Genomic DNA, 20,110 nt, shown 5'->3' on the forward strand with positions numbered 1-20,110 from the left:
CATTGACAAGGCTTTTACGAATTGTCATATAACCAAGCATGCCAACCGGCCAAAAAGACAAATACAGGATCTCTATAACTTAATAAAGAGACGTTTTAGAAACATTACAATTAAGCCATCTATTTCATGCCTGCTCAATATATTTCTTAACAATACAAACAATATCAGCACGATTAAATGGTTTCGAGATATAATCGTTACAACCCGCTACCAAAATATTTTCTTTATCCCCTGCCAGAGCAAAGGCCGTTTGGGCAATTATTGGAATTTCGGGATTAAACGCCCTAATTTCACGTGTGGCATCAAGTCCGCTCTTCTTAGGCATTTTTATATCCATCAGGATCAATGCCAAATCAGGGTTTTCTTTGGATATTTTTACAGCATCATTGCCATTTCTGGCTATAATAACAGAATAGCCTTCACTCTCAAGTACAATACTGAGATAAGCCAAACTTTGCGGATCATCCTCTGCCAGCAATATCTTTTTACCCGACGATTGCCCATCAAATTTTTCTTTTATTGCTTCACTCATAAAATTAAGGTTTTACAGGATTATACGGAATGGTAAAATAAAAGATACTTCCTATTCCTTCCTGGGATTCTACCCATATTTTTCCACCCAAAATTTCAATATACCCTTTCACTATAGAAAGACCGAGACCTGTTCCCTGATAAGGTTTTGTCATATTCAGATCGGCTTGTACAAATCTCTCAAATACAATATCCATATGATCGGGAGCTATTCCAACACCTGAGTCTTTAACAAAAAACACTAAATTATCATCTTTTATATAATTCCCAAATTCAATTTCTCCTGCTTCAGTAAACTTTATGGCATTGGTCAGCAAATTAGACAGTGTGGCTTCTATTTTTGCACGATCTGTTTGAATTAAAGCACCCGGGTTTTCTATTTGACCTGCAATTTTTATTCCTAAATGTTTCTTCTGAACATCTGGAACAAAAAACTGCAAATAATAATCCATTATTTCAGGAACATAGACAGTTGAAATTTCTATATCAACCTGTCCGGATTCTATTTTCGATATTTCAACTAAATCATTTATTGTTCTTAATAAACGATCTCCACTCTGGTTTACTATATCAATATACTGATCTTTTACTTCATCGTTAAGTTCGGGATTTCGAAGAAGCTCAAGGAATCCAAGAATACCATTCATTGGAGTGCGTATTTCATGGCTGATATTAGCCAAAAAAGCGGTTTTTAACCGATCGCTGTTTTCAGCTTGTTCCTTTGCTTTTACCAGGTTATCGATCATTGACTTCTTCTCGGAGACATCTTCCCTGATGGCCACAAAATGAGATATTTTGCCATCTTCATGAAGCAAAGGAGATACAAAGAGTTGTTCCCAGTAAAAACTTCCGTCTTTCTTTTTGTTGATTAACTCTCCACTCCACTTATTGCCACTTAAAATGGTATCCCACAAATCCTCATAAAGTTCAATGGAGGTTTCTCCCGATTTCATAATCCGGGGATTTTGGCCTCTTACTTCTTCAAAGGAATACCCCGTAACTTTTGAAAAGGTTGGATTGACATATTCAATGTTTCCATCATAATCGGTAATTATAATACTTACCGGGCTTTGCTCTACAGAATGACTAAGAAGCAATAACTGATCCTCCGTTTTCTTTTGTTTTGTATAATCTGTAAAACAGGTATATACCTTATTTGAAGTTTTATTATCCACATCAAGAAGAGGGATCGAATCCAAAAGCAACCATTTAAAATTTTCCTTAGCCGGGTTAAAAACACCTACTACTTTCTGCTTGACTGGTCGATTCTCTTTTATTGCCACCACAGAAGGTAAATCCTCCCATAAAATCTCATTTCCGTATCGGTCAACCATCTTCCATCCATCTTCAAGCGGCCTGCTACCAACCACATCATGATTTTCAAGTCCGAGAATTTCAACAGCTGACGGATTAATGGATGTAATTATTCCTTCAGAATTCTGAAAAACAACACCCTGACTCATTGTTTCGAACAACAGATTATAGGATATATCCTCCACCGATTCCATTTTATTGGTATCATACGAAGGGGGAAATTCCTGCCCTTTTAAAGATATCCCTAAGCGATCCACCTCCTTTTCAAGAAGGGAAAAATTACCTCTTGTACTACTAAAAGAATTAAACCCCTGATTGTACATGTTTTTATTACCCGAAGATATACCCTCCAAAAGAAAGATAAACAATCTCACAGCCTTTTGCATAAATTCTAATGCAGTTTCAGTAGGCTCGTTTCCATTGACAATTTCCAAAAATCCCCAATGCTTAATTCCGCATTTTAATTCAAAAAAATGGTTGCTTCTTTCAACATCCTTTGTATAGAAAAATTCAGTAGGTTCAAAGATCTCTCCCATTTTTTGGGTGAAAGAAGCAATCAGCAAACCTTTTTCCTTTATGGTAGAAAGATCTGCGAATAGGTGAAATAAGTTTTCAGAAACCCGGGCTGTGCTTTCCATTATGTTAATTTAGAAACAATAATGCATTAATTACAAATTACGAAATAATTGCTATTAAGATTCATTTATCTGCATTCATTTAAAAAATTGAAGTTTAGTCATTCTGTAAGAGATCTTCAATCCATTAAAAACAAAGTAAAAGAATCCCTGGAAAAGTTTAAATAACAACCTTTTAAAAATGCTCCTGTTTAATTGATGCTATATTTCAAATTTCGGAACTCTATCTCAGTTTCAAAGCCGACTTTATAGACCGACACTATCTAAAGAAAAAAAAATTGATTTTTTTTTGGAAATTATTTGCCAATAATAAAAAAGGATGTATATTTGTATCGGGTTAGGGTTAAGGTTAAAGGGTTGTCGGCTTCGCTGGCAGCCCTTTTTAATTTTATCAAAACCATCATCCCCAATGCCAAACACCTCAACACACAGGACTAACAAACAGAACACTATCCATCCCAAGGCAACGTAAAACAAACTCTTTCAACGCCTCTTTTTCATATCGCAAGACTGATATTCAAACTCAAAAAATGAAAAAACTATTGCTGTAAACTCAAAATTCACTAATTTAAACTACTAAATTAGTAGCGTTATATTAAAAACAGAATCGATGACTGAATTAGATCAGGCAAAATACCATTTAGCAAAAGAATGGTTTGATAAACACCAAAAAATATTAATCGCACTCTCCGGTGGCGTAGACTCATGCCTTGCCGCTTTTCTAGCAAGGCATTTTCTGGGTAAGAACAATGCCGTTGCTATTATTGGTGATTCTCCGGCACTAAAACGGAAAGACTATCAGCAAGCTCTTGATTTCTGCGATTCTCACTTTATTCAGCACCACACAATAAAACCAGGCGAAATTGAGGATCCCAGATACAACAGCAATCCGGTTGATCGGTGTTTTTGGTGTAAAAATTCGCTATACACAGCAATGGTTCAGCTAAGGGAAAGCGTATATCCTGAATTTGAAATAATCAATGGCAGCAATAAAAGTGACCTGGGAGACTATCGCCCCGGGCTGAAAGCAGCAGATGAATACAATGTTTTTAGCCCCTTGGCAGACTGTGGTTTTGAAAAAGAAGACATTAGAAGAATGGCACTTCATTTTGAACTTAAAGAGTGGGACAAACCGGCGAGCCCTTGCATGAGCAGCCGATTCCCATATGGAGAAAACATTACCCGTGAAAAATTGAAGATGGTTGAAATGGCAGAAGAAGCGGTTAACCGGCATGGTTTTAAAGATGTAAGAGCCCGCTATAAATCTGGAAATGCCACCATTGAGGTACCAAAGGAAGAAATACCCAGGTTGATAGAATTGATGACTGATCTGAATGATCAATTTCAAAAGATAGGTTTCAAGGAAGCATTTTTGGATAAAGAAGGTTTGGTATCGGGAAAACTCAATAGGGATTTGAATTTGGATAAATAACCAGGGGCATCAAAAAAAAACGAGGATTTTTTCAATTATCCCCGGGCTTTGTCCAGAAGGCGATTAAGCTCTTTCACCTCTTCTGGATCGAGGTTAGCTAGCAGACTATCTGTCTTTTTTTCACATTCCAACATCTCATCCAGAAGTTGCAGTCCGGCAGGAGTAATTTCGATGCTTTTTTGTCTTCTATCAGCAGGATTTTCAACTCTGGTAACCATTTTTTTCTCTACCAGACGGTCAATAATCCGACTAACATCTGATACTTTATCCAGCATCCGCTCCTTTATGAAACCAATAGACAAAGGAGCTTCGGAACGAAAACCACGAAGAATTCTCAACACGTTATACTGCGGTTCGGTAATGCCAAATCGCTTAAAAGACTTTACCATTTCATAACTAAGTATATTGGTGGTGTACCGTAAGTTGATAAACCCTTTGTAATAATCGTTCCGAAAGCGACCTTTTATCTCATCTTCGATGCGCATAGCTTAACAATATCAGTTAATTATTCAAGAAACAACTGCACATTGATCGTAAATTCATCATCAATTGCCTTGTCTGCTAAGTTATCAAAGAATTTGGTAGATCCATAACGCACATCATATAATGTTCTGTCGACCACTATCTCAGCAGAATATCCTCCTGAAATTGAATTTGCTTCAAATGAAACCGGATTGGTTTTTCCTTTGATGGTTAAATCGCCTGTCACTTTCAATGAAGATCCCGATTTTTCACTACCATCAATTACAAATTTACTGGTAGCATAATTCTCAACGTCAAAAAAATCAGCCGATTTTAAGTGTCCTACCAATTTCTGGTTAGTTGACTCATCCTCAATATCGGTTACAGCAATACTCTCCATATTGATGACAAACTCTCCGCTTTGAATAAGCCCATTACTGACAACCAAACTGCCTGATTTAAGATCTATAGTTCCCGCATGAGAGCCAGTTATTTTCTCTGCCTCCCAGGTTAATTCACTTTTATTCAAATCAACATTTTGGCTATCCTGAGCTTTCAAATTAACCAAAGCAACAGCACCAATGACAACAACTAAGAACAATTTTTTCATAATCTATTCTATTTATAATTAAACAATAACTTTTTTGTTTCTAAGTCTTAAACAACAGAAACTATCTCATCAAATGACCGCCTCGGACGCCTTGGGTATAATTCTTTAGAATCATCTGCGTACCCTAAACTGATAGCCATTACCACTTCTTCTTCGTTACTAAGCCCAAAATCTTTGCGAATGCCATCGAAATCAAGTCCGCTCATCGGATGAGAATCCACGCCAAATTCTTTTGCAGAAACCATTAGCGACATGCCCATTAATCCGGTATTGCTTTCTGCAAATTTTAACTTTCTCTCCTCGCTTGAGCCATATAGAAACTTAGCTGCCTGCTTGGCCCCGTCTACAATCGCATCATGTCCCCCAACACTTTCTAGCATTTCTTCCCACACCGGGTTTTGACTATCATACCCCTCTTTGTTGCCTACCAGAACAACTGTGACCGGAGCTTCCAGAATCTTGTCCTGATTATTGGCAAGCTCGTAAAGCTTTTGTTTGCTATCGGGATTGGTTACCAATATAATTCTCCAGGGTTGAAGATTAAATGCAGATGGAGCCATAACAGCTAAATCCACAATCTCTTTCACGATATCCATTGACAAAGGCTTGCTTTTATCAAAATAATTGATTGACCGCCTCTCTTTGAGTAATAATTCTGCATTCATATCGATTCATTTTTTGATTACAGTGCAAATATATGTTATGCCTTTATTTGTTGCAACACTTAATAGAGAATTATATTATTTTAATTAAAATTCAAATTATAATACAACTACAAAATTACATGATAACGAGCTGTCCTTAAGAATAAAGGCTCAAAAACTATTCAATTCAAGAAGGATTTAGAAAAGTCTGACACAAAAAATTTAGAGTTTAGAACTCAATTTTGTAGCTAATAAAAGGAATTGCACTATCAAAAAATTCATTTTCAACCAGCTCTTTTTGCAGGTTATACCGTTTACCCTGATACTGGCGACCTGCAATATTTTTTATCTGGAGTGCAAGAACAGAGGAAGTCTTTTTGCCATTCACCCGATACGTAAGTGTAAAATCTGTAATCGCTTCCAAGTTAGAGTACCTGTCCACAAAAGGTTTGTGCTCATCATAAATCACCTCCTTTGCCATGTGGGTTGCCTCTTCATCAACAGGGTGAAACCAATAAGGGCCCCTCATCGTTATTTTCAAATTTGCCCCCAGAAGGTTTCTATTTCTTACCTTCCACTCTTTGCCCCCCAGTAAATTAAGCACATATCCTCCATCATATCTGGTGCGTCTCTCCACATCATCGCCTCCTTTATATTTTGAGTCATAAACAGAACCGGTGACCATGTAATAATACCCGTTTTTAAGAAATCGTTCAATAGTTACATCAACTCCTATATTTTTCCCGGTTCCTTCATTTACCAATTTCCGGTCAAAAGACCAATCGCTTCGGAAATTAAGCATTGAATAAGGGCTTTTGGCAACAACAGGAACATCATATAAAGCCTGATAATAAGGCTCTACTTTCACCCTGAAATAATTGGTGGGACTCCAATTGTATCCTATCACGAAGTGATGAGCACCCATGCGCTTCAGGGTTTTGTTGGGTCTGATCGATTCATCCGCCGCCTCATTTCCATTAGTCACATAATAAATAAAAAGAGGTTCAGTCTGACTATGATTTCCATACCCAAAAGAGATGAAATGCTGGGGATTTAAATTCATGCCCATGGAGAGCCGGGGCTCCAACCGAAAATCATCAGTCACCTGAAACCATGAGGCATTAACCCCTGCCGTCATATAAAAGCCATCAGAAAAGTTATATTTTCCCTGCAGATGACCTTCCATAAGCCATGTTTCTCCATCACCCTCCAGAAAATGGTCAAAACTCCCGGACTCAATATTCCTTGCTTTTCCTGTCAAATCATAAAACAAGCTATTGGCATCAAATCCTCCGCGTAAATTCAGAGAAGCATTGTATTTATGAGTTACCAATGAAGACCAGGTCACTTTTCCCTCAATATTTTCAACAAAAAGCTTTGGCGATAATTCTGAGGGATTTTCTTTATCCAATCTTAATTTTTCGGAGTAAAGATGTTGACCGGCATTTGCAGCAATTGTGGAACGCAAGAAGGTTTGTCCTGAAAGTGACTTCTTGTAAGTAATACCTCCGGCTCCCATGTTGTATTCAAAACGCATCTTTTGCCGGTTTTCAGGAAACTCCCATTTTTCAGCCTCATCGAATCCATCAGAAGTACTTTTACTTAAACCACCAATTCCCCATAGAGAAAAAGTCCCTCCGTTTGGTGACGGAAGATTCAGTTTAAATGATAAATCCTGATAAACCGGAATTTCATTCATCTCTTTAGTTTCGGGAAGAAATTTAAAAACCAGGGCCATGGTAGAGTATCGGTAATTAAACAGAAAAGACCCCTGACCATCCTTTTTCAGCGGCCCCTCTGCAGCGGCTTCAATACCCTGAACACCTACCTGTCCGGAATACTCGAAAGAGCGATTATTCCCGCTTCTGAGTTTCATATCAAAAACTCCTGCAGTACCATTTCCATATTCGGCAGGAAAAGCACCGGTATAAAAATCAGAATTGGCCAGCACCTGACTGCTAAACATGGTCAGACCTCCTCCTCCGGCAACATTAGAGCCGGCAAAATGACTCGGAACCGGAATGTCAATTCCCTCAAGTCGCCAAAGTAAGCCTTTCGGTGCATTACCCCGAACTACAATCGCGTTTACATTAATACCGGCTGTAGTCACTCCTGCAAAATTACCTGCCATACGCCCGGGATCATCCAGTGAACCGGCATACCTGCGGGCTTCTTCAACTGAAAACGTTCGGGCACTTACAGATGCCATGCTATTAATTGGGCGGTCTTTCCGGAAAGAAGATTTTACAACCACTTCCTCTATTTGAGAGACACGCTCTTCCATATCTATATTGAGCACCACTTCTTTTCCCGATCCGACCACAATTTCGGGAATTACCGCAGGATTGTAACCAACGAAACGAACCTCAAGGGTGTATCTTCCCACAGGAACTTCACTAAATTCAAAATGCCCTTCCATATTTGTAATGGTTCCCATCCCTTTTTCCCTGAGTAATACATTTGCTCCGGGAAGGGTTTCACGAGAAGAAGCATCTTTTACAACACCTCTTACAATTTGAAAAGGCTCCTGAGAGAAAACAGAAGAAACAATCAGCAAGTAAACGAACAAGAAAACAACTCGATTCATAGTTTTACTATTCCAATACAGAGACTTTGATTCTGAACGCCCAAAAATACATAAGTTCGGTTTTATTGCGAAATTGAAACAGATCAACAAACAAAAAGAACTGACTAATAGCGAAATTAGCCATATAAGTTCCGTGTATTACTATTGTACATAGGGGGCGCTGAAAAACGCTTATATTATTAAATACTAAAACCTTAAGTCACATCAACAAACTCCAAAGTGCAAGCTTATTTCGCATCACACTCAAATTTCTTTGCACTTAATCCTAAAATAACAGCTAATCAAAAGAACAAAATTTTCTTCACAATAGCCCGGCAGATCCGCAGATCAGGAGATTTAAAACAAATCGTTTTTTGCTGAATTCTGAACTTTAGAACACCATGACCCGTTAAAACAATCAATTAAAACCAAAGGCATTTCAAAAACTTAAGGAACTATTGCCATTAAAGATCTGAAAAAACTCAAAACCTCCTCTTTCACATTATCCGGCTGCTCGTGCCCAACATTTTCAAATGTCCTTATGCGGGCATTTATATTATGGGACTGATAGATGGAATCACAAGCTTCCCATCTTTTAGGTTGCATTTCTTCGCCAAGCAATCTAAAAACCTGTTTCCTTTCTTTTATATTATAACCATCCTCATATGGAATAGCATCATTATCATCGAGTTGCCCCATAAACAGAAACTGAGGCGTTTTTGCAAAAGCATCCAAAGCAAAAGGCTTATTAAAAAGAGAGTCAAAATCATTGACCCCCAATGGGAAATTCAAAGCTTCTCCTTCAACACTGTCTTCAGGCAAGATTAATAATCCGTTTACACCACCCCCTGCAACTCCTTTTACCAACTCAGGATGGATGGCTGCGAAACGATTAACAAATGACCCGGAAGCAGAAAAACCCGTAAGAAAAACCTGATCATCTACTCTGCAACCCATATCTTTTAAAGTACTACGGGCATCATCAATCATATTTATTAACTGAAGATCAATGCGCTCAAGATCATTTCCCTTTTGTAGCATAACATCCCGGTCAAGCGCGTGGGAATAAATCCGCCAGGTACTTTTGCGGCGTGGAAAAACCGGAACCAGCAGAGGACAATCTAACTCACCGGCCAGGAAATTTCCCATATAAAAATCTCTCGAAGCAATTCTTTCAGCTTTTTCAATATGTCTTTGGAAATCATCATCGGCAAATCCGGAATTATTGGGTTCCACAATTAAGACTGCCGTTTTTTCAGTTGGCATTTCATCGGGGATAAAAAGAAAGAATGGAAAATTAAATCCCTTTTGTGAATTAGCTTCGGTAAAAATCAACTTTCCATCGGGGCCCTTTTGGAAACAGGCTGACAGGAAAACAAGACCAAGAAAAAGAATTTTTTTCATAGATTGCTTTTTATGGATTGATAAAGTTAATAGAGCGTTAGTTCCGAATGCTTCGGGATAGATATGAAATGTAAGACAAATATTATAACACTGAAAACCTGTGCATTATCCCAAACAAACACATACCTGCAAACAATTGATAACAAATGTATTGTAAAAGTTAAACTAAGTATTGTAAAATAAAATTAGCATAATATTAATTCACAGGCCCATGCTCCCAAAAACAACCTGAAAACGCACATAAATTTTGGTACTGTTTGCTTAGTTTATAGACCGACACTAACTATTTAACCACCTCCTAAAACCATAAACCCTGTCAATACTAACAATCACCTCAAAACCATCATGCATGGGCGGGTTGAGTTCTACTTTTATCCTTCCCCGGGAGTAAGCCGTCATGTTTTGTATGGCTTTCATGTTGACCAGAAATTTCCGGTTAACTCTGAAAAAATGTTCCGGATCCAATATATTTTCAAGCTTATCGAGAGAAAATTCAACCGGATAACTGTTGCCTTTAAAGAGTTTCAGGTAAACCCCTTTTTCCTGGGCATAGAAATAAGCAATTTCCTCAACCTCTATCTTTTTAATTTTTTCTCCTATCTGGATGAGAAACCGCTTTCTAAAGGGAGGTTCGTTCCCTTTTAACTGAGCCACCAACGACTGCAAATCCATGCTCAGGGAATGCTTCAATGACTTAAATTTCTCCAAAGCTTCTCTAAGATCTTTTAATCTGATAGGTTTTAACAAATATGAAACACTGTTTACTTCAAAGGCTTTGATGGCATATTGATCATAAGCTGTCGTAAAAATAACAGGTGTATTTACCGATACCCTTTCAAAAATATCAAAACAGATTCCGTCAGACAATTGAATGTCCATAAAAACAATATCTGCAGAATTTTTGGAAAACCAACTTACGGACTCTTTTACCGAACCGAGTCGATCCTGCACTTGAATGGCAGGATCAATTTCCGAAAGCATATTCTCCATTTTTTCGGCTGCCACCTGTTCATCTTCAATAATAAGTACCTTCATATCAAAAATGTCAAAGACCCTGGTCTTCATTCATTACTAAAGGGAGCATCACTACATAGTGGCCGTTAACAACCTTAAAATGAGGCTCCGTATCTCCAATGAAAGCATAACGTTTTCTAAGGTTTTTCAATCCCAATCCAGTCGATTTGCTGGTGGTTTTGGGTTGGATATTGTTTCTCACAACTAACCAATCGCCCCTTGTAAAGATATCAATTTTCAAAGGATTTTCTTTATTCACAACATTATGCTTTATGGCATTTTCGAGTAAGACCTGCAAAGATAAGGGTGGCAGTAAAGCAGACAAAAGCTCTCCACCTATATTCTCAGTAAACTTCAAATCCTGTCCATATCTTATTTGTTGTAGAAATAAATATGACCGCATAAAATCCAGTTCAAGTTCAAGGGTTGTTACAGGTTGCTCAATAGTATCCAAAACATACCGGTAAATATGAGCAAACTCATCCACAAACTCCTGCGCTTTATCAGGATTTTTTTTGATAAGCCCTGAAAGCACATTAAGACTGTTAAACATGAAATGCGGATTAATCTGGCTCTTCAGCACCTCAAACTTTATCTGAGAAAGCTCTTCCTGAAGATTGCTGGCTTCTTGTTGTGCTTTTTTACTTTCCTCAAAATAGATTGCCCCTTCCAATATGGTCATAAGTATAAGGTTTACAACAGAAGCAATCAGGGAATTATAATACAACACCTCTCCCAGATCTTCTTCAAATGACTTTATCTGGTGCGACAAAAGAGTGATTCCAATCGCAACAATGGCCGCAATAAAAACAGAAGTAAATAATTGAAAAAAAAGTCGCTTAAAGACCCTCTTTCCCCAGGGTAAAAATTTATTGAAATACTGGATAAGCAAAAGATCGGGATAGGCCAGAAAAAAACTGGCCAGTAAACTTAAAGAAGTCCCCACTGCAAAGCGCGTAAAGAAATGTCCATATCCCTGAAGGATATAATAGCCGCTAAAATGAGTATAAGCAATAACCGCAAGCTGAACACCAATTGCAAGAAATATCAGCAATTTCAGCAACTTTAGGAAAGGGAAAAAATTATGTATCCGTTTGAAAAACATACTGCACAATTGGTCTTACATTTAAATAAAGTAGAAACCCGGTTTAATTGATTCAACCAGGTTTCTGAGGTAAAATATCAGAGTGATGATTTCATCCACCTTTCCAGGCATTGAAATTTGAACCGATTTAAAATTTGGTGGAAATTATCAATTATTTAATTAGGAGACTAAAATTTCTTCAAAATACCGACACGAAGAGATAAATAATTTAGATCAAGGTCCGTTGAAGTTCCGAAATAATCTGTACTGCGGGAAAGTGAATTAAATTTAAAGCCAGGCATCAGGCTCCACTTGCTGCCCAGACCAATTTCCACGCCACCCGCAAATTGCCATCCAAATCCATGACCGGTATCATCCACAATGGTTCCATCGGTAGATTCTGTCTCGATGTGATTATACAAACCGCCGGCCCTAAGATAATAGTTCAATGGAAGCTCGGATATGGGATGCTTATACTGAAGTCCAAACACATATCCCGTTTCTTCAAAATCAAGATTCTCTCCGGAAATTTTCTCTTTAGAAGTCAGCTTATTCCAGCCCCAACCGGCATATAATCCCCAGTGCTGCTGGAGCCTGTAATGAAAAATACCTTCAAACCCAAAACCAGGTTTTAGTTCAACATCTCCCAATTCAGATGTGGCAAATGAAACGCCACTGTTTAACTCAAAAGAAAAACGGCTTTTGTTTTCTTGCGCATACCCTTTGGCCAAAAATAAAAGCAATACCACTAAAAATAATCCTCTTGTCTTCATTGTTTTAATTTTTTTTGATTTTCTGAGAGACAAAAGTATTTGAGTGCCAACCCATCACCAACAAAACCATGACGAGTGTGCATCTGAGTAAGACGAAGATGTAATATCAGTGGAAGAGGAAACGGTCACCCCTTTTTCCTGGCAAAGAATGCAACGATTAATGTAGTAATTATTCCCATTATAGGCGCATATATGAGTCCCATCGAAATATAACTCGGAAGATTAAAATAAGCCTCGGCTTCTGCCCGGGTCATTTCCCCTGTTCGAGACACGTAATCAATGACATTTGGAAAATAATCCGGTGCAATAACCTCTGAAGTAAGATATTGGGATACGGGATTAAGGAGCGTTACAATAAGGGTAATTATTAAGCCTGATATGACTCCTTCTTTATAGCTCATTATACCGTTGTAATAGTTCTTACGTTTATCCAGTAAAGCTAACACATATATTGCTACCGCAGGAATAGCATATAAATTCGTAAGTATAGCGTGCTTGTCAATCAGCTCATCATGTAATCCGACAAGACGTTCCAGATACATCCACAGCAGATTGGCAATTACAAAAATAACGGCCCATTTTAATTCAATTTTAATCCCCTTCATATTATAGATCATTAGAGTTTTAGACACTTGCCTGGCGGTAGTCAGGTTAGATGAAAGACAAATCTCACAACACTGAAAACCTGTGTATTCGCTTAAATCAAAGTATATCCTCAGACAATTGATTAGGAATATATTATAAAAGTTCAACAGAGCATTGCGTCATAACAGGTTGCTATATAAACAATTAGGGATTGCTAAAAAAGTCAGCAACCTCATTTTTATTTTTTTATTGATTTTCTTTTTGGCATTGCCCCAAAAAGAAACAAATCCCGATTATGGTTTTTGTGAGTTTTTTAACTAAAACTTTACAAAACCTATATCGGGACTAGTCCGGTTAAACCTATCCACCCGCATCAGGCTTAATTTCCGGCTAGCCCGCAAGGCCTGGAAGTCGCCCATTAAGCCTTCTCGCCAACCGCCGGCCCGGAAAACGGACGGGCCCGCGCGCCTTTTAAATACTAAGATGCGTAGCTGTTTTTAAACAATCTTTCAGAACAAAAACTACTAAAATTTTATCCTAAAGAATTTCCCAAATGCAAAGCTAATTGTGATTCCAAACAAACATCCTTGCACTTCATTCTTGTTAAAGCACACTCAATGTGTTGACGCGTAGACATATAAGCATTTCTCAGCAAGCCCTAAGTAAACAAGAAAAATTAAGAACCATTACAGAAAACACCCGTCACTCCTAATCAATTGATTATATGCCTCATTATTTCCTTACTCAAAGTTATTGACATACTCTTTTTTCAGAATTCCTGAAAGATAACGACCGACTTCTTCCCCCACGAAACGATGGCCCAGATGATTCCAGTGGCCGTATTTATTTGTCACAGGCCATGCAACCGGGTCTTGTCCGGTTTGGCGTAATGAATCTAACGATTGCCCAAGGTCATAGAGCCTCACATTATTATCATGACAAAGAATTTCAAATTCTACAGGTAAATCAGAGAAACTCCTGTTAAAAACAATTATCCTGTCAGGATCGATTGATTGAATGATTTTTTGGGTTACCGGATTAATCTCATAATTTTCAGTCTCTGTTGCCTCCATTTCTTCAGATACACCAGCAGCAGGTTGCATCCATGTATAAACTTTTCCAAGTAGAATTGAACCAACAGGAATACTTTCTGCTTTCTTTCTGCCATTATTGAGCATGTTAACAATGGCTGACTCCTGCAAAAAGAATTTAGTGGTCTCAAAAAGCTTAAGTTCCTGTTCCGGAAAATCAAAATCCACCACCAGACTGTCATTTTGAATCTGCAGCTTAGGTCTTAAAGGGTCTTCATTCTTAGGCTTTAAATCTCCCCTGGTAATGAAGTAAAGAATATAGTCAGGATTAAAATTTTCTGCAAAAGTCTTATGATAGGCATAAACATTGGCCAGATCGAACCCGCTTCGACCGAAGTTGAGCAACTCAAAATCCGTATCAGAAAAACGTTCACTTAAGAATTGCTCTGCAATATTTCCAAAATAATGACGATCAAACACCTGAAGGGCTTCAACATATGAATCCCCCATGAGAATAATCCGAATGGTATTGGAGTCTTTTTCAGGAGGAATCCCCTCCCCACTGTATCTGAATTCATTAAATTCACCAATTCCGAAACCCTCGTTAAAAAATACATAATTGAAATTCTGTCGACGTGCCCTGCCAATATCTTCATAAAAATCGGTATAAGACACAGAAGCCAGATGAGTGGTTCTGATGAACACTTCAGAAATTAAAAAAGTGATAATGAAAGCTATTGCAAATAAAAATATTTCCTTTTTCATAATTACTTCTTTTAGAATTGGAAATATATAAATGGCGCGGGCTCAGCCTGAAACATATATACCAGGGTAATAAAGAACATCGCCGACAATACCCCCAATTTAACACCATGCGACCGGATTTTCAACAGATAAGTATGCCTGCGGGAAGAGTACTCCAAAACATCAAGCAAGTAAGTCATTGCCAGATAAGCCAAAGTCACCGTTACAAAAAGAAGTGTGTGTTCGCTTTGCTCCCAGTTTACCAACTTACTAATAAACAAAGTTGTAGTATCCCAGGAAGTAGATCGAAAGAAAAGCCAGGTAATAAGCACCAGTACAAAGGTGATGAATATATTAAATACATTTCTGAAATTGACAGAATCCATATTTTGAGCTTCAATTTTTTTATTGCCCAGAAACATTTTATGAACCGCCAGGTAAAGTCCGTGTAATCCGCCCCAAATCACGAAATTCCAGCTGGCCCCATGCCATAATCCTCCAAGCAACATGGTTAGCATCAGGTTTATATAGGTTTGGATATTACCTTTTCGGTTGCCTCCCAAAGAGATGTACAGATAATCCTTTAGCCAGGAGGAAAGTGAAATGTGCCATCGTCTCCAAAACTCAGTGATATTTCTTGACAAATAAGGCTGTTGAAAATTCTTCATCAACTCAATTCCCAGTAATTTTGCTGTTCCACGTGCGATATGACTGTACCCAGAAAAATCGGCGTAGATTTGAACCGAAAAGAGAATAAGAGCAGCCAGAATCTCAACCGATTTATACAATTCAAGGTTCTGAAAAATATTATCCACAAATCGTCCTGCGGTATCGCCAATCATGACCTTGCGGAACAACCCCATAACAATAAGCACTATGCCTTGTTGAATCTGCTCCCTGTTTGGTTTCAACTTTTCAGACAACTGCGGCAGCAGAGCTCTGGCCCGCTCAATTGGCCCGGCCACCAATTGCGGAAAAAAGGAAACAAATAAAGCAAAATCCACAAAATTATGCGTGGGCTTCAGTTTTTTTCGGTAGATATCAATGGTATAGGAAAGAGTTTGAAAGGTATAGAATGATATACCGACCGGAAGAATGATTGTTAAATGAAGATAATCCAGATGCAATCCCATGCGTTCAGTTAGCATTTGGAATGAATCCACAAAGAAGTTGAAATATTTAAAGAAACCAAGAATTCCCAGATTGGCCAAAAGGCTAATGGCCAGAAGGCCTTTTCTTTTTTTGACATTTGAGGTTTGATGCATTTTTCGGCCCACTAAATAATCAATAATAGTGGAGACAGCCAGTAAAGAACAAAACCGCCAATCCCAATACCCATAGAAGAAATAACTGGCAGCCACCAAAAAAATATTCTTGCTTTGTCTGGTCGGAAGAAAATAAAATATCGGAAGAACGACTCCCAGAAAGACAAAGAAAATAAACGAGTTAAATAGCATGGATTCCGTTTTTAACCTCTGAATTGGATTAAAAGAAAACTATACCAATAACAACTGTAGCTCTATTCTTTTGTTTTTAAAAAGTATCATTTTGCTTTATATTTTAGACAAATTACTCATAAACGGAGGTTAACAGACAATGCAAACAGATAAAAAAACAATGCAAATTGCCTGGAGGGGACCTACCCCTAAAACCCTCAAACTTTTCACTTTTTTAGAATTTGTTTCTCCGCTTACTTAATGAGTAAAATCAATAAGCCTGTTGCTTAAAACGAAAAAAGGGCTGCCCAAACCCGGGCAACCCTTGCTAATATATCATCGACTTAAATAAAACTAGTCGATTCCGCGCATTAGTTTTTTCAACCACGGTGAAATGGCGAACAGCAATAATGCTGCTGAACCTGAAGTGATAACCAGGAACAGGAATAAATTCATGTCGGGCAGATAGTTCTCCAGGATACCTTTCAATGCTCCTGCCAGATAGTTGGCCAAAGCTGTGGAGCCAAACCACAGTCCCATCATTAAGGACGTAATTTTCGGAGGTGAAAGTTTACTGATCATACTCAATCCAATAGGACTCAGGCAAAGCTCGCCCATCGTATGAAGCAGGTAAACCATTACCAGCCACATTGGACTTACCAGATTGTTAACTGATGCGGTAGTATCGGCAGCATACATTACCACAAATCCAAGAGACAACAGGCCTAATCCAAGTCCGAATTTCACAGGCGTATTAGGATTGCGGCGTCCAAGCCATACCCAAAGCAAAGAAAATACCGGAGCCAGACCAACAATCATCGCAGCATTAACAGACTGGAACCAGGAAGGTGGAATTTCAAAACTAAAAACCATCCGGTCAGTCATATCACGGGCAAAAAGGTTGAACGTACCACCAGCTTGCTCAAAACCGGACCAGAAAAAGATATTAAAGAAACAAAACACCAAAATGGCTCCAATGCGGCTCCATTCCGTTTTTCCCGTAGTATTTTTTATTACCATGTAAGCCACAATGGTAACAGCGGCAAGTGCTACAATTCGAACAATCCATGTAGTTAATTCCTCAGGCAATGTCCACCAGGTTTTTACAAAGAGGTAAATAAAACCAACAATTCCTGCAATCCAAACCCAGATCTCGACCCAGTCGCGGCCATTTAATGTGGCGGTCTCGGAATCAAACTTCCTTTTAGGGCCAAATCCGATAGTGCCCAGTTTCTTTTGCTGTGCCCAAAACCAAACAGTTCCAAGAACCATTCCCACGGCGACTGAACCAAAACCCCATGACCAACCAATTTCTTCTCCAAGGTAACCGGCAATAAATGGAGCCAGAAATGCCCCAAGATTGATACCCATATAGAAAATAGTAAATGCGGAGTCTTTCCGGGGATCTCCGTCTGCATACAAGCGCCCTACCATTGTCGAAATATTGGGCTTAAAGAAACCATTACCTATAATAAGCAATCCAAGTCCGATAAATAGCCAATACTCACGTAACACCTGTAAAGCATCCCCTCCTCCACCGGGAACAGCTATATATTCGGAGTAGGCCAAAGCTGCCTGTCCAAGTGCCATAATAACCCCACCAATGATGATGGATTTGCGCTGTCCTATCAGCTTGTCGGCAATGATACCACCAAGAATAGGGGTCAAATAAACCAAACCTGTGAAAATTCCATAGATTTCAAGCGCATGATTTTCGGCATAGGCAAATCCGCCGTTTACGATAGTCGAAGTAAGATACAGTACCAAAAGGGCACGCATCCCGTAATAACTGAACCGCTCCCACATTTCTGTGAAAAACAGCACCCACAGTCCCTGGGGATGTTTTTGTGATGTTGTGTCCATTCTTTTGCTTTTTAATTTAGGTTTATTTGCTATTCAATCGTTTTTTTTATTATTTTTTTCAAACATTTTAATGATTTGAGTGTCTTTTGGTTTGAAAGTGTTTGTTGTTTTTATTTAAACAACCCCCTAACTAAAACCGCAGATAACTGCGAAACAACGCATTAACCCGACTTTAGAAAAACATTTGAAAAACACAGTGGTACAAAAATACATTTTGTAACCAAAGTTTAAAGTGTTATTTCTCATATTGTGATTAAAAGGGGCAATTTTTTTTAAAATTAACACAGCACAGAAAGCTTTCTACACTTGACTTGACACTAGATTATTACATTTCTGATTTCAGATCAACACCCTGATTTCATTGACAAAAAAAATCTTTACGAAGAAAAAAAGAAAAACAGCAATATGAAAATACTTACATCAAATCAAACCGGCGAGGTTGACAGATATACAATTGAAAACGAACCTATTGACTCTATCGAATTAATGGAAAGGGCTTCATATAAAGCCTGGCGGTGGATTTCGAGAAATTATCCAAACCAAAACTTTGCCGTTTTTGTGGGCCCCGGAAACAATGGGGGTGATGCATTGGCAATTGCCCGCATGCTCATTAAGGATGGTCGTGAAGTAATTACCTGTCTGTACCGCACCGAGAAATTATCACCTGATGCTGCCCAAAATCTCCAGCGACTAAAAAACACATCCGCCTCCACAATAATTGATCTCTCCACACATCCCCTGCCGGAAGATATGCCTGAAAACACGGTTGCCATAGACGGGTTGTTTGGATCAGGATTAAACCGCCCCTTAAATGAGAAAGCTTCGAAAATTGTCACATTCATCAACAATCACTTCTCGCAGATAATCGCAGTCGATGTGCCTTCCGGGCTTTTTTGTGAAGACAACAGCGACAATAACCGTAAAAATATCATAAGAGCCACATTTACCTTATCCTTCCAAATGCCAAAGCTGGCTTTTTTATTCGCGGAAAATCAGGGACAAGTGGGCCAATGGGTTTTACTCCCCATCGGTTTGAGCAGTAAAAAAATAAAAGCAACAGCTACCCCCTGGCGAATAGTGGAGCCTTCAGAAATTAATGAAATGATGCCTGTCACCCCCAAATTCGCCCACAAAGGCACCATGGGGCATGCATTACTTATTGCCGGAAGTTATGGAAAAACAGGAGCTGCATTACTGGCGTCAAAAGCATGCCTTCGCTCAGGGGTAGGGTTACTCACCACGCATGTCCCACACAGTGCGGTATCCATTTTGCAAACCGCCATTCCCGAAGCCATGATGAGTGTAGACAGATCGGACCTTATGTTTACAGAATTCCCTTCATTGGATGCATTTGCTGCTATTGGAATTGGCCCCGGCCTGGGAACTCAGGTGAACTCGCACAGAGCGCTAAAAGACCTTCTCCCTGCTGCCCACAACAAAAAATTAGTGATTGATGCCGATGGATTAAACATTCTCAGTTCAGATCCCGAAATGCTGGATCATCTGCCTCAGGAAACGGTTCTCACACCTCATCCAAAGGAGTTTGAGCGCCTGACAGGCCCGGTAAAAGATGATTATCACAGACTTCAAGTGGCCATCGATTTTGCTAAAAAGCATAAAGTAGTGCTGGTTTTAAAAGGTGCTTACACAGCTGTAATTTCATCAAACGGGGAAGTAAGTTTCAACACTACTGGTAACCCGGGGATGGCCACAGCAGGAAGTGGCGACACCTTGACCGGAATAATTCTTGCCCTGCTGGCCAATGGCATTCGCTCTTTCGATGCAGCACGAATAGCTGTTTATGTGCATGGATTGGCAGGTGATTTCGCCTCAGCAGATGGCCAAAGAGGGACGATTGCCACAGACATCATCAAAAACCTTGGTCCAGCCTTTGCTCATGCGACATGAAAATAGTTCCGCAGCCATTCTATTTTTACTAACTTTGGTTTTTGTTAAAAAATTTGTCGAACCGGCATTAGGAT

Annotated in this window: 16 protein-coding genes; 2 read left to right on the forward strand and 14 right to left on the reverse strand. The window is 38.9% G+C overall.

Annotated features, from left to right (window positions below; all coding sequences use genetic code 11):
- Nucleotides 1-124: 124 nt before the first annotated feature.
- Nucleotides 125-532 (reverse strand): response regulator, encoded by a 408-nt coding sequence (locus tag DDZ16_RS18670; RefSeq protein WP_109266004.1) that lies wholly within the window; start codon nucleotides 530-532, stop codon nucleotides 125-127.
- Between the two features lie 4 nt (nucleotides 533-536).
- The gene (locus DDZ16_RS18675; RefSeq protein WP_109266005.1) at nucleotides 537-2,483 is read right to left on the reverse strand and encodes a sensor histidine kinase; all 1,947 of its coding nucleotides are present in this window, start codon (nucleotides 2,481-2,483) and stop codon (nucleotides 537-539) included.
- A 607-nt stretch (nucleotides 2,484-3,090) separates the two neighbouring features.
- On the opposite strand from DDZ16_RS18675, the gene larE reads away from it, so the two are divergent.
- Nucleotides 3,091-3,912, forward strand: a complete 822-nt coding sequence (gene larE, locus DDZ16_RS18680; protein WP_109266006.1) for an ATP-dependent sacrificial sulfur transferase LarE — start codon at nucleotides 3,091-3,093, stop codon at nucleotides 3,910-3,912.
- Nucleotides 3,913-3,947: 35 nt separating this feature from the next.
- Here larE and DDZ16_RS18685 read toward each other — a convergent pair whose 3' ends face one another.
- From DDZ16_RS18685 to DDZ16_RS18740, 12 genes are all read right to left on the reverse strand, one after another.
- A complete protein-coding gene (locus DDZ16_RS18685) occupies nucleotides 3,948-4,397 on the reverse strand; it encodes a MarR family winged helix-turn-helix transcriptional regulator (RefSeq protein WP_109266007.1) in 450 nt (149 codons plus the stop codon).
- Nucleotides 4,398-4,417: 20 nt separating this feature from the next.
- Entirely contained in the window at nucleotides 4,418-4,984 is a 567-nt protein-coding gene (locus DDZ16_RS18690; RefSeq protein ID WP_109266008.1) for a YceI family protein, read from the reverse strand.
- A gap of 47 nt (nucleotides 4,985-5,031) precedes the next feature.
- Nucleotides 5,032-5,649 carry a nitroreductase family protein gene (locus DDZ16_RS18695; RefSeq protein ID WP_109266009.1) on the reverse strand — a complete coding sequence of 206 codons (618 nt, stop codon included), beginning with the start codon at nucleotides 5,647-5,649 and terminating at the stop codon, nucleotides 5,032-5,034.
- A 208-nt stretch (nucleotides 5,650-5,857) separates the two neighbouring features.
- Complete coding sequence (locus tag DDZ16_RS18700) at nucleotides 5,858-8,215, reverse strand: TonB-dependent receptor (RefSeq protein WP_109266010.1); 2,358 nt, start codon at nucleotides 8,213-8,215, stop codon at nucleotides 5,858-5,860.
- Nucleotides 8,216-8,641: 426 nt separating this feature from the next.
- Nucleotides 8,642-9,598 carry an alpha/beta hydrolase family protein gene (locus DDZ16_RS18705; protein WP_109266011.1) on the reverse strand — a complete coding sequence of 319 codons (957 nt, stop codon included), beginning with the start codon at nucleotides 9,596-9,598 and terminating at the stop codon, nucleotides 8,642-8,644.
- Nucleotides 9,599-9,877: 279 nt separating this feature from the next.
- The gene (locus DDZ16_RS18710; protein ID WP_109266029.1) at nucleotides 9,878-10,633 is read right to left on the reverse strand and encodes a LytR/AlgR family response regulator transcription factor; all 756 of its coding nucleotides are present in this window, start codon (nucleotides 10,631-10,633) and stop codon (nucleotides 9,878-9,880) included.
- 10 nt (nucleotides 10,634-10,643) lie between these two features.
- Nucleotides 10,644-11,666 carry a sensor histidine kinase gene (locus DDZ16_RS18715; protein WP_158275710.1) on the reverse strand — a complete coding sequence of 341 codons (1,023 nt, stop codon included), beginning with the start codon at nucleotides 11,664-11,666 and terminating at the stop codon, nucleotides 10,644-10,646.
- A gap of 218 nt (nucleotides 11,667-11,884) precedes the next feature.
- Nucleotides 11,885-12,469: an outer membrane beta-barrel protein gene (locus DDZ16_RS18720; RefSeq protein ID WP_109266013.1), complete on the reverse strand. Its 585-nt coding sequence runs from the start codon at nucleotides 12,467-12,469 to the stop codon at nucleotides 11,885-11,887.
- Between the two features lie 125 nt (nucleotides 12,470-12,594).
- Nucleotides 12,595-13,074 (reverse strand): DUF4199 domain-containing protein, encoded by a 480-nt coding sequence (locus DDZ16_RS18725; RefSeq protein ID WP_109266014.1) that lies wholly within the window; start codon nucleotides 13,072-13,074, stop codon nucleotides 12,595-12,597.
- Nucleotides 13,075-13,794: 720 nt separating this feature from the next.
- A complete protein-coding gene (locus tag DDZ16_RS18730) occupies nucleotides 13,795-14,850 on the reverse strand; it encodes a hypothetical protein (protein ID WP_109266015.1) in 1,056 nt (351 codons plus the stop codon).
- A gap of 11 nt (nucleotides 14,851-14,861) precedes the next feature.
- Complete coding sequence (locus tag DDZ16_RS18735) at nucleotides 14,862-16,286, reverse strand: MBOAT family O-acyltransferase (protein WP_109266016.1); 1,425 nt, start codon at nucleotides 16,284-16,286, stop codon at nucleotides 14,862-14,864.
- 333 nt (nucleotides 16,287-16,619) lie between these two features.
- Entirely contained in the window at nucleotides 16,620-18,128 is a 1,509-nt protein-coding gene (locus DDZ16_RS18740) for a peptide MFS transporter (protein ID WP_109266017.1), read from the reverse strand.
- Between the two features lie 405 nt (nucleotides 18,129-18,533).
- On the opposite strand from DDZ16_RS18740, the gene DDZ16_RS18745 reads away from it, so the two are divergent.
- Nucleotides 18,534-20,036, forward strand: a complete 1,503-nt coding sequence (locus tag DDZ16_RS18745) for an NAD(P)H-hydrate dehydratase (RefSeq protein ID WP_109266018.1) — start codon at nucleotides 18,534-18,536, stop codon at nucleotides 20,034-20,036.
- The last annotated feature ends 74 nt before the right edge of the window (nucleotides 20,037-20,110 follow it).

The sequence above is a fragment of the Marinilabilia rubra genome (genome assembly GCF_003121985.1).
Lineage (GTDB): Bacteria > Bacteroidota > Bacteroidia > Bacteroidales > Marinilabiliaceae > Marinilabilia > Marinilabilia rubra.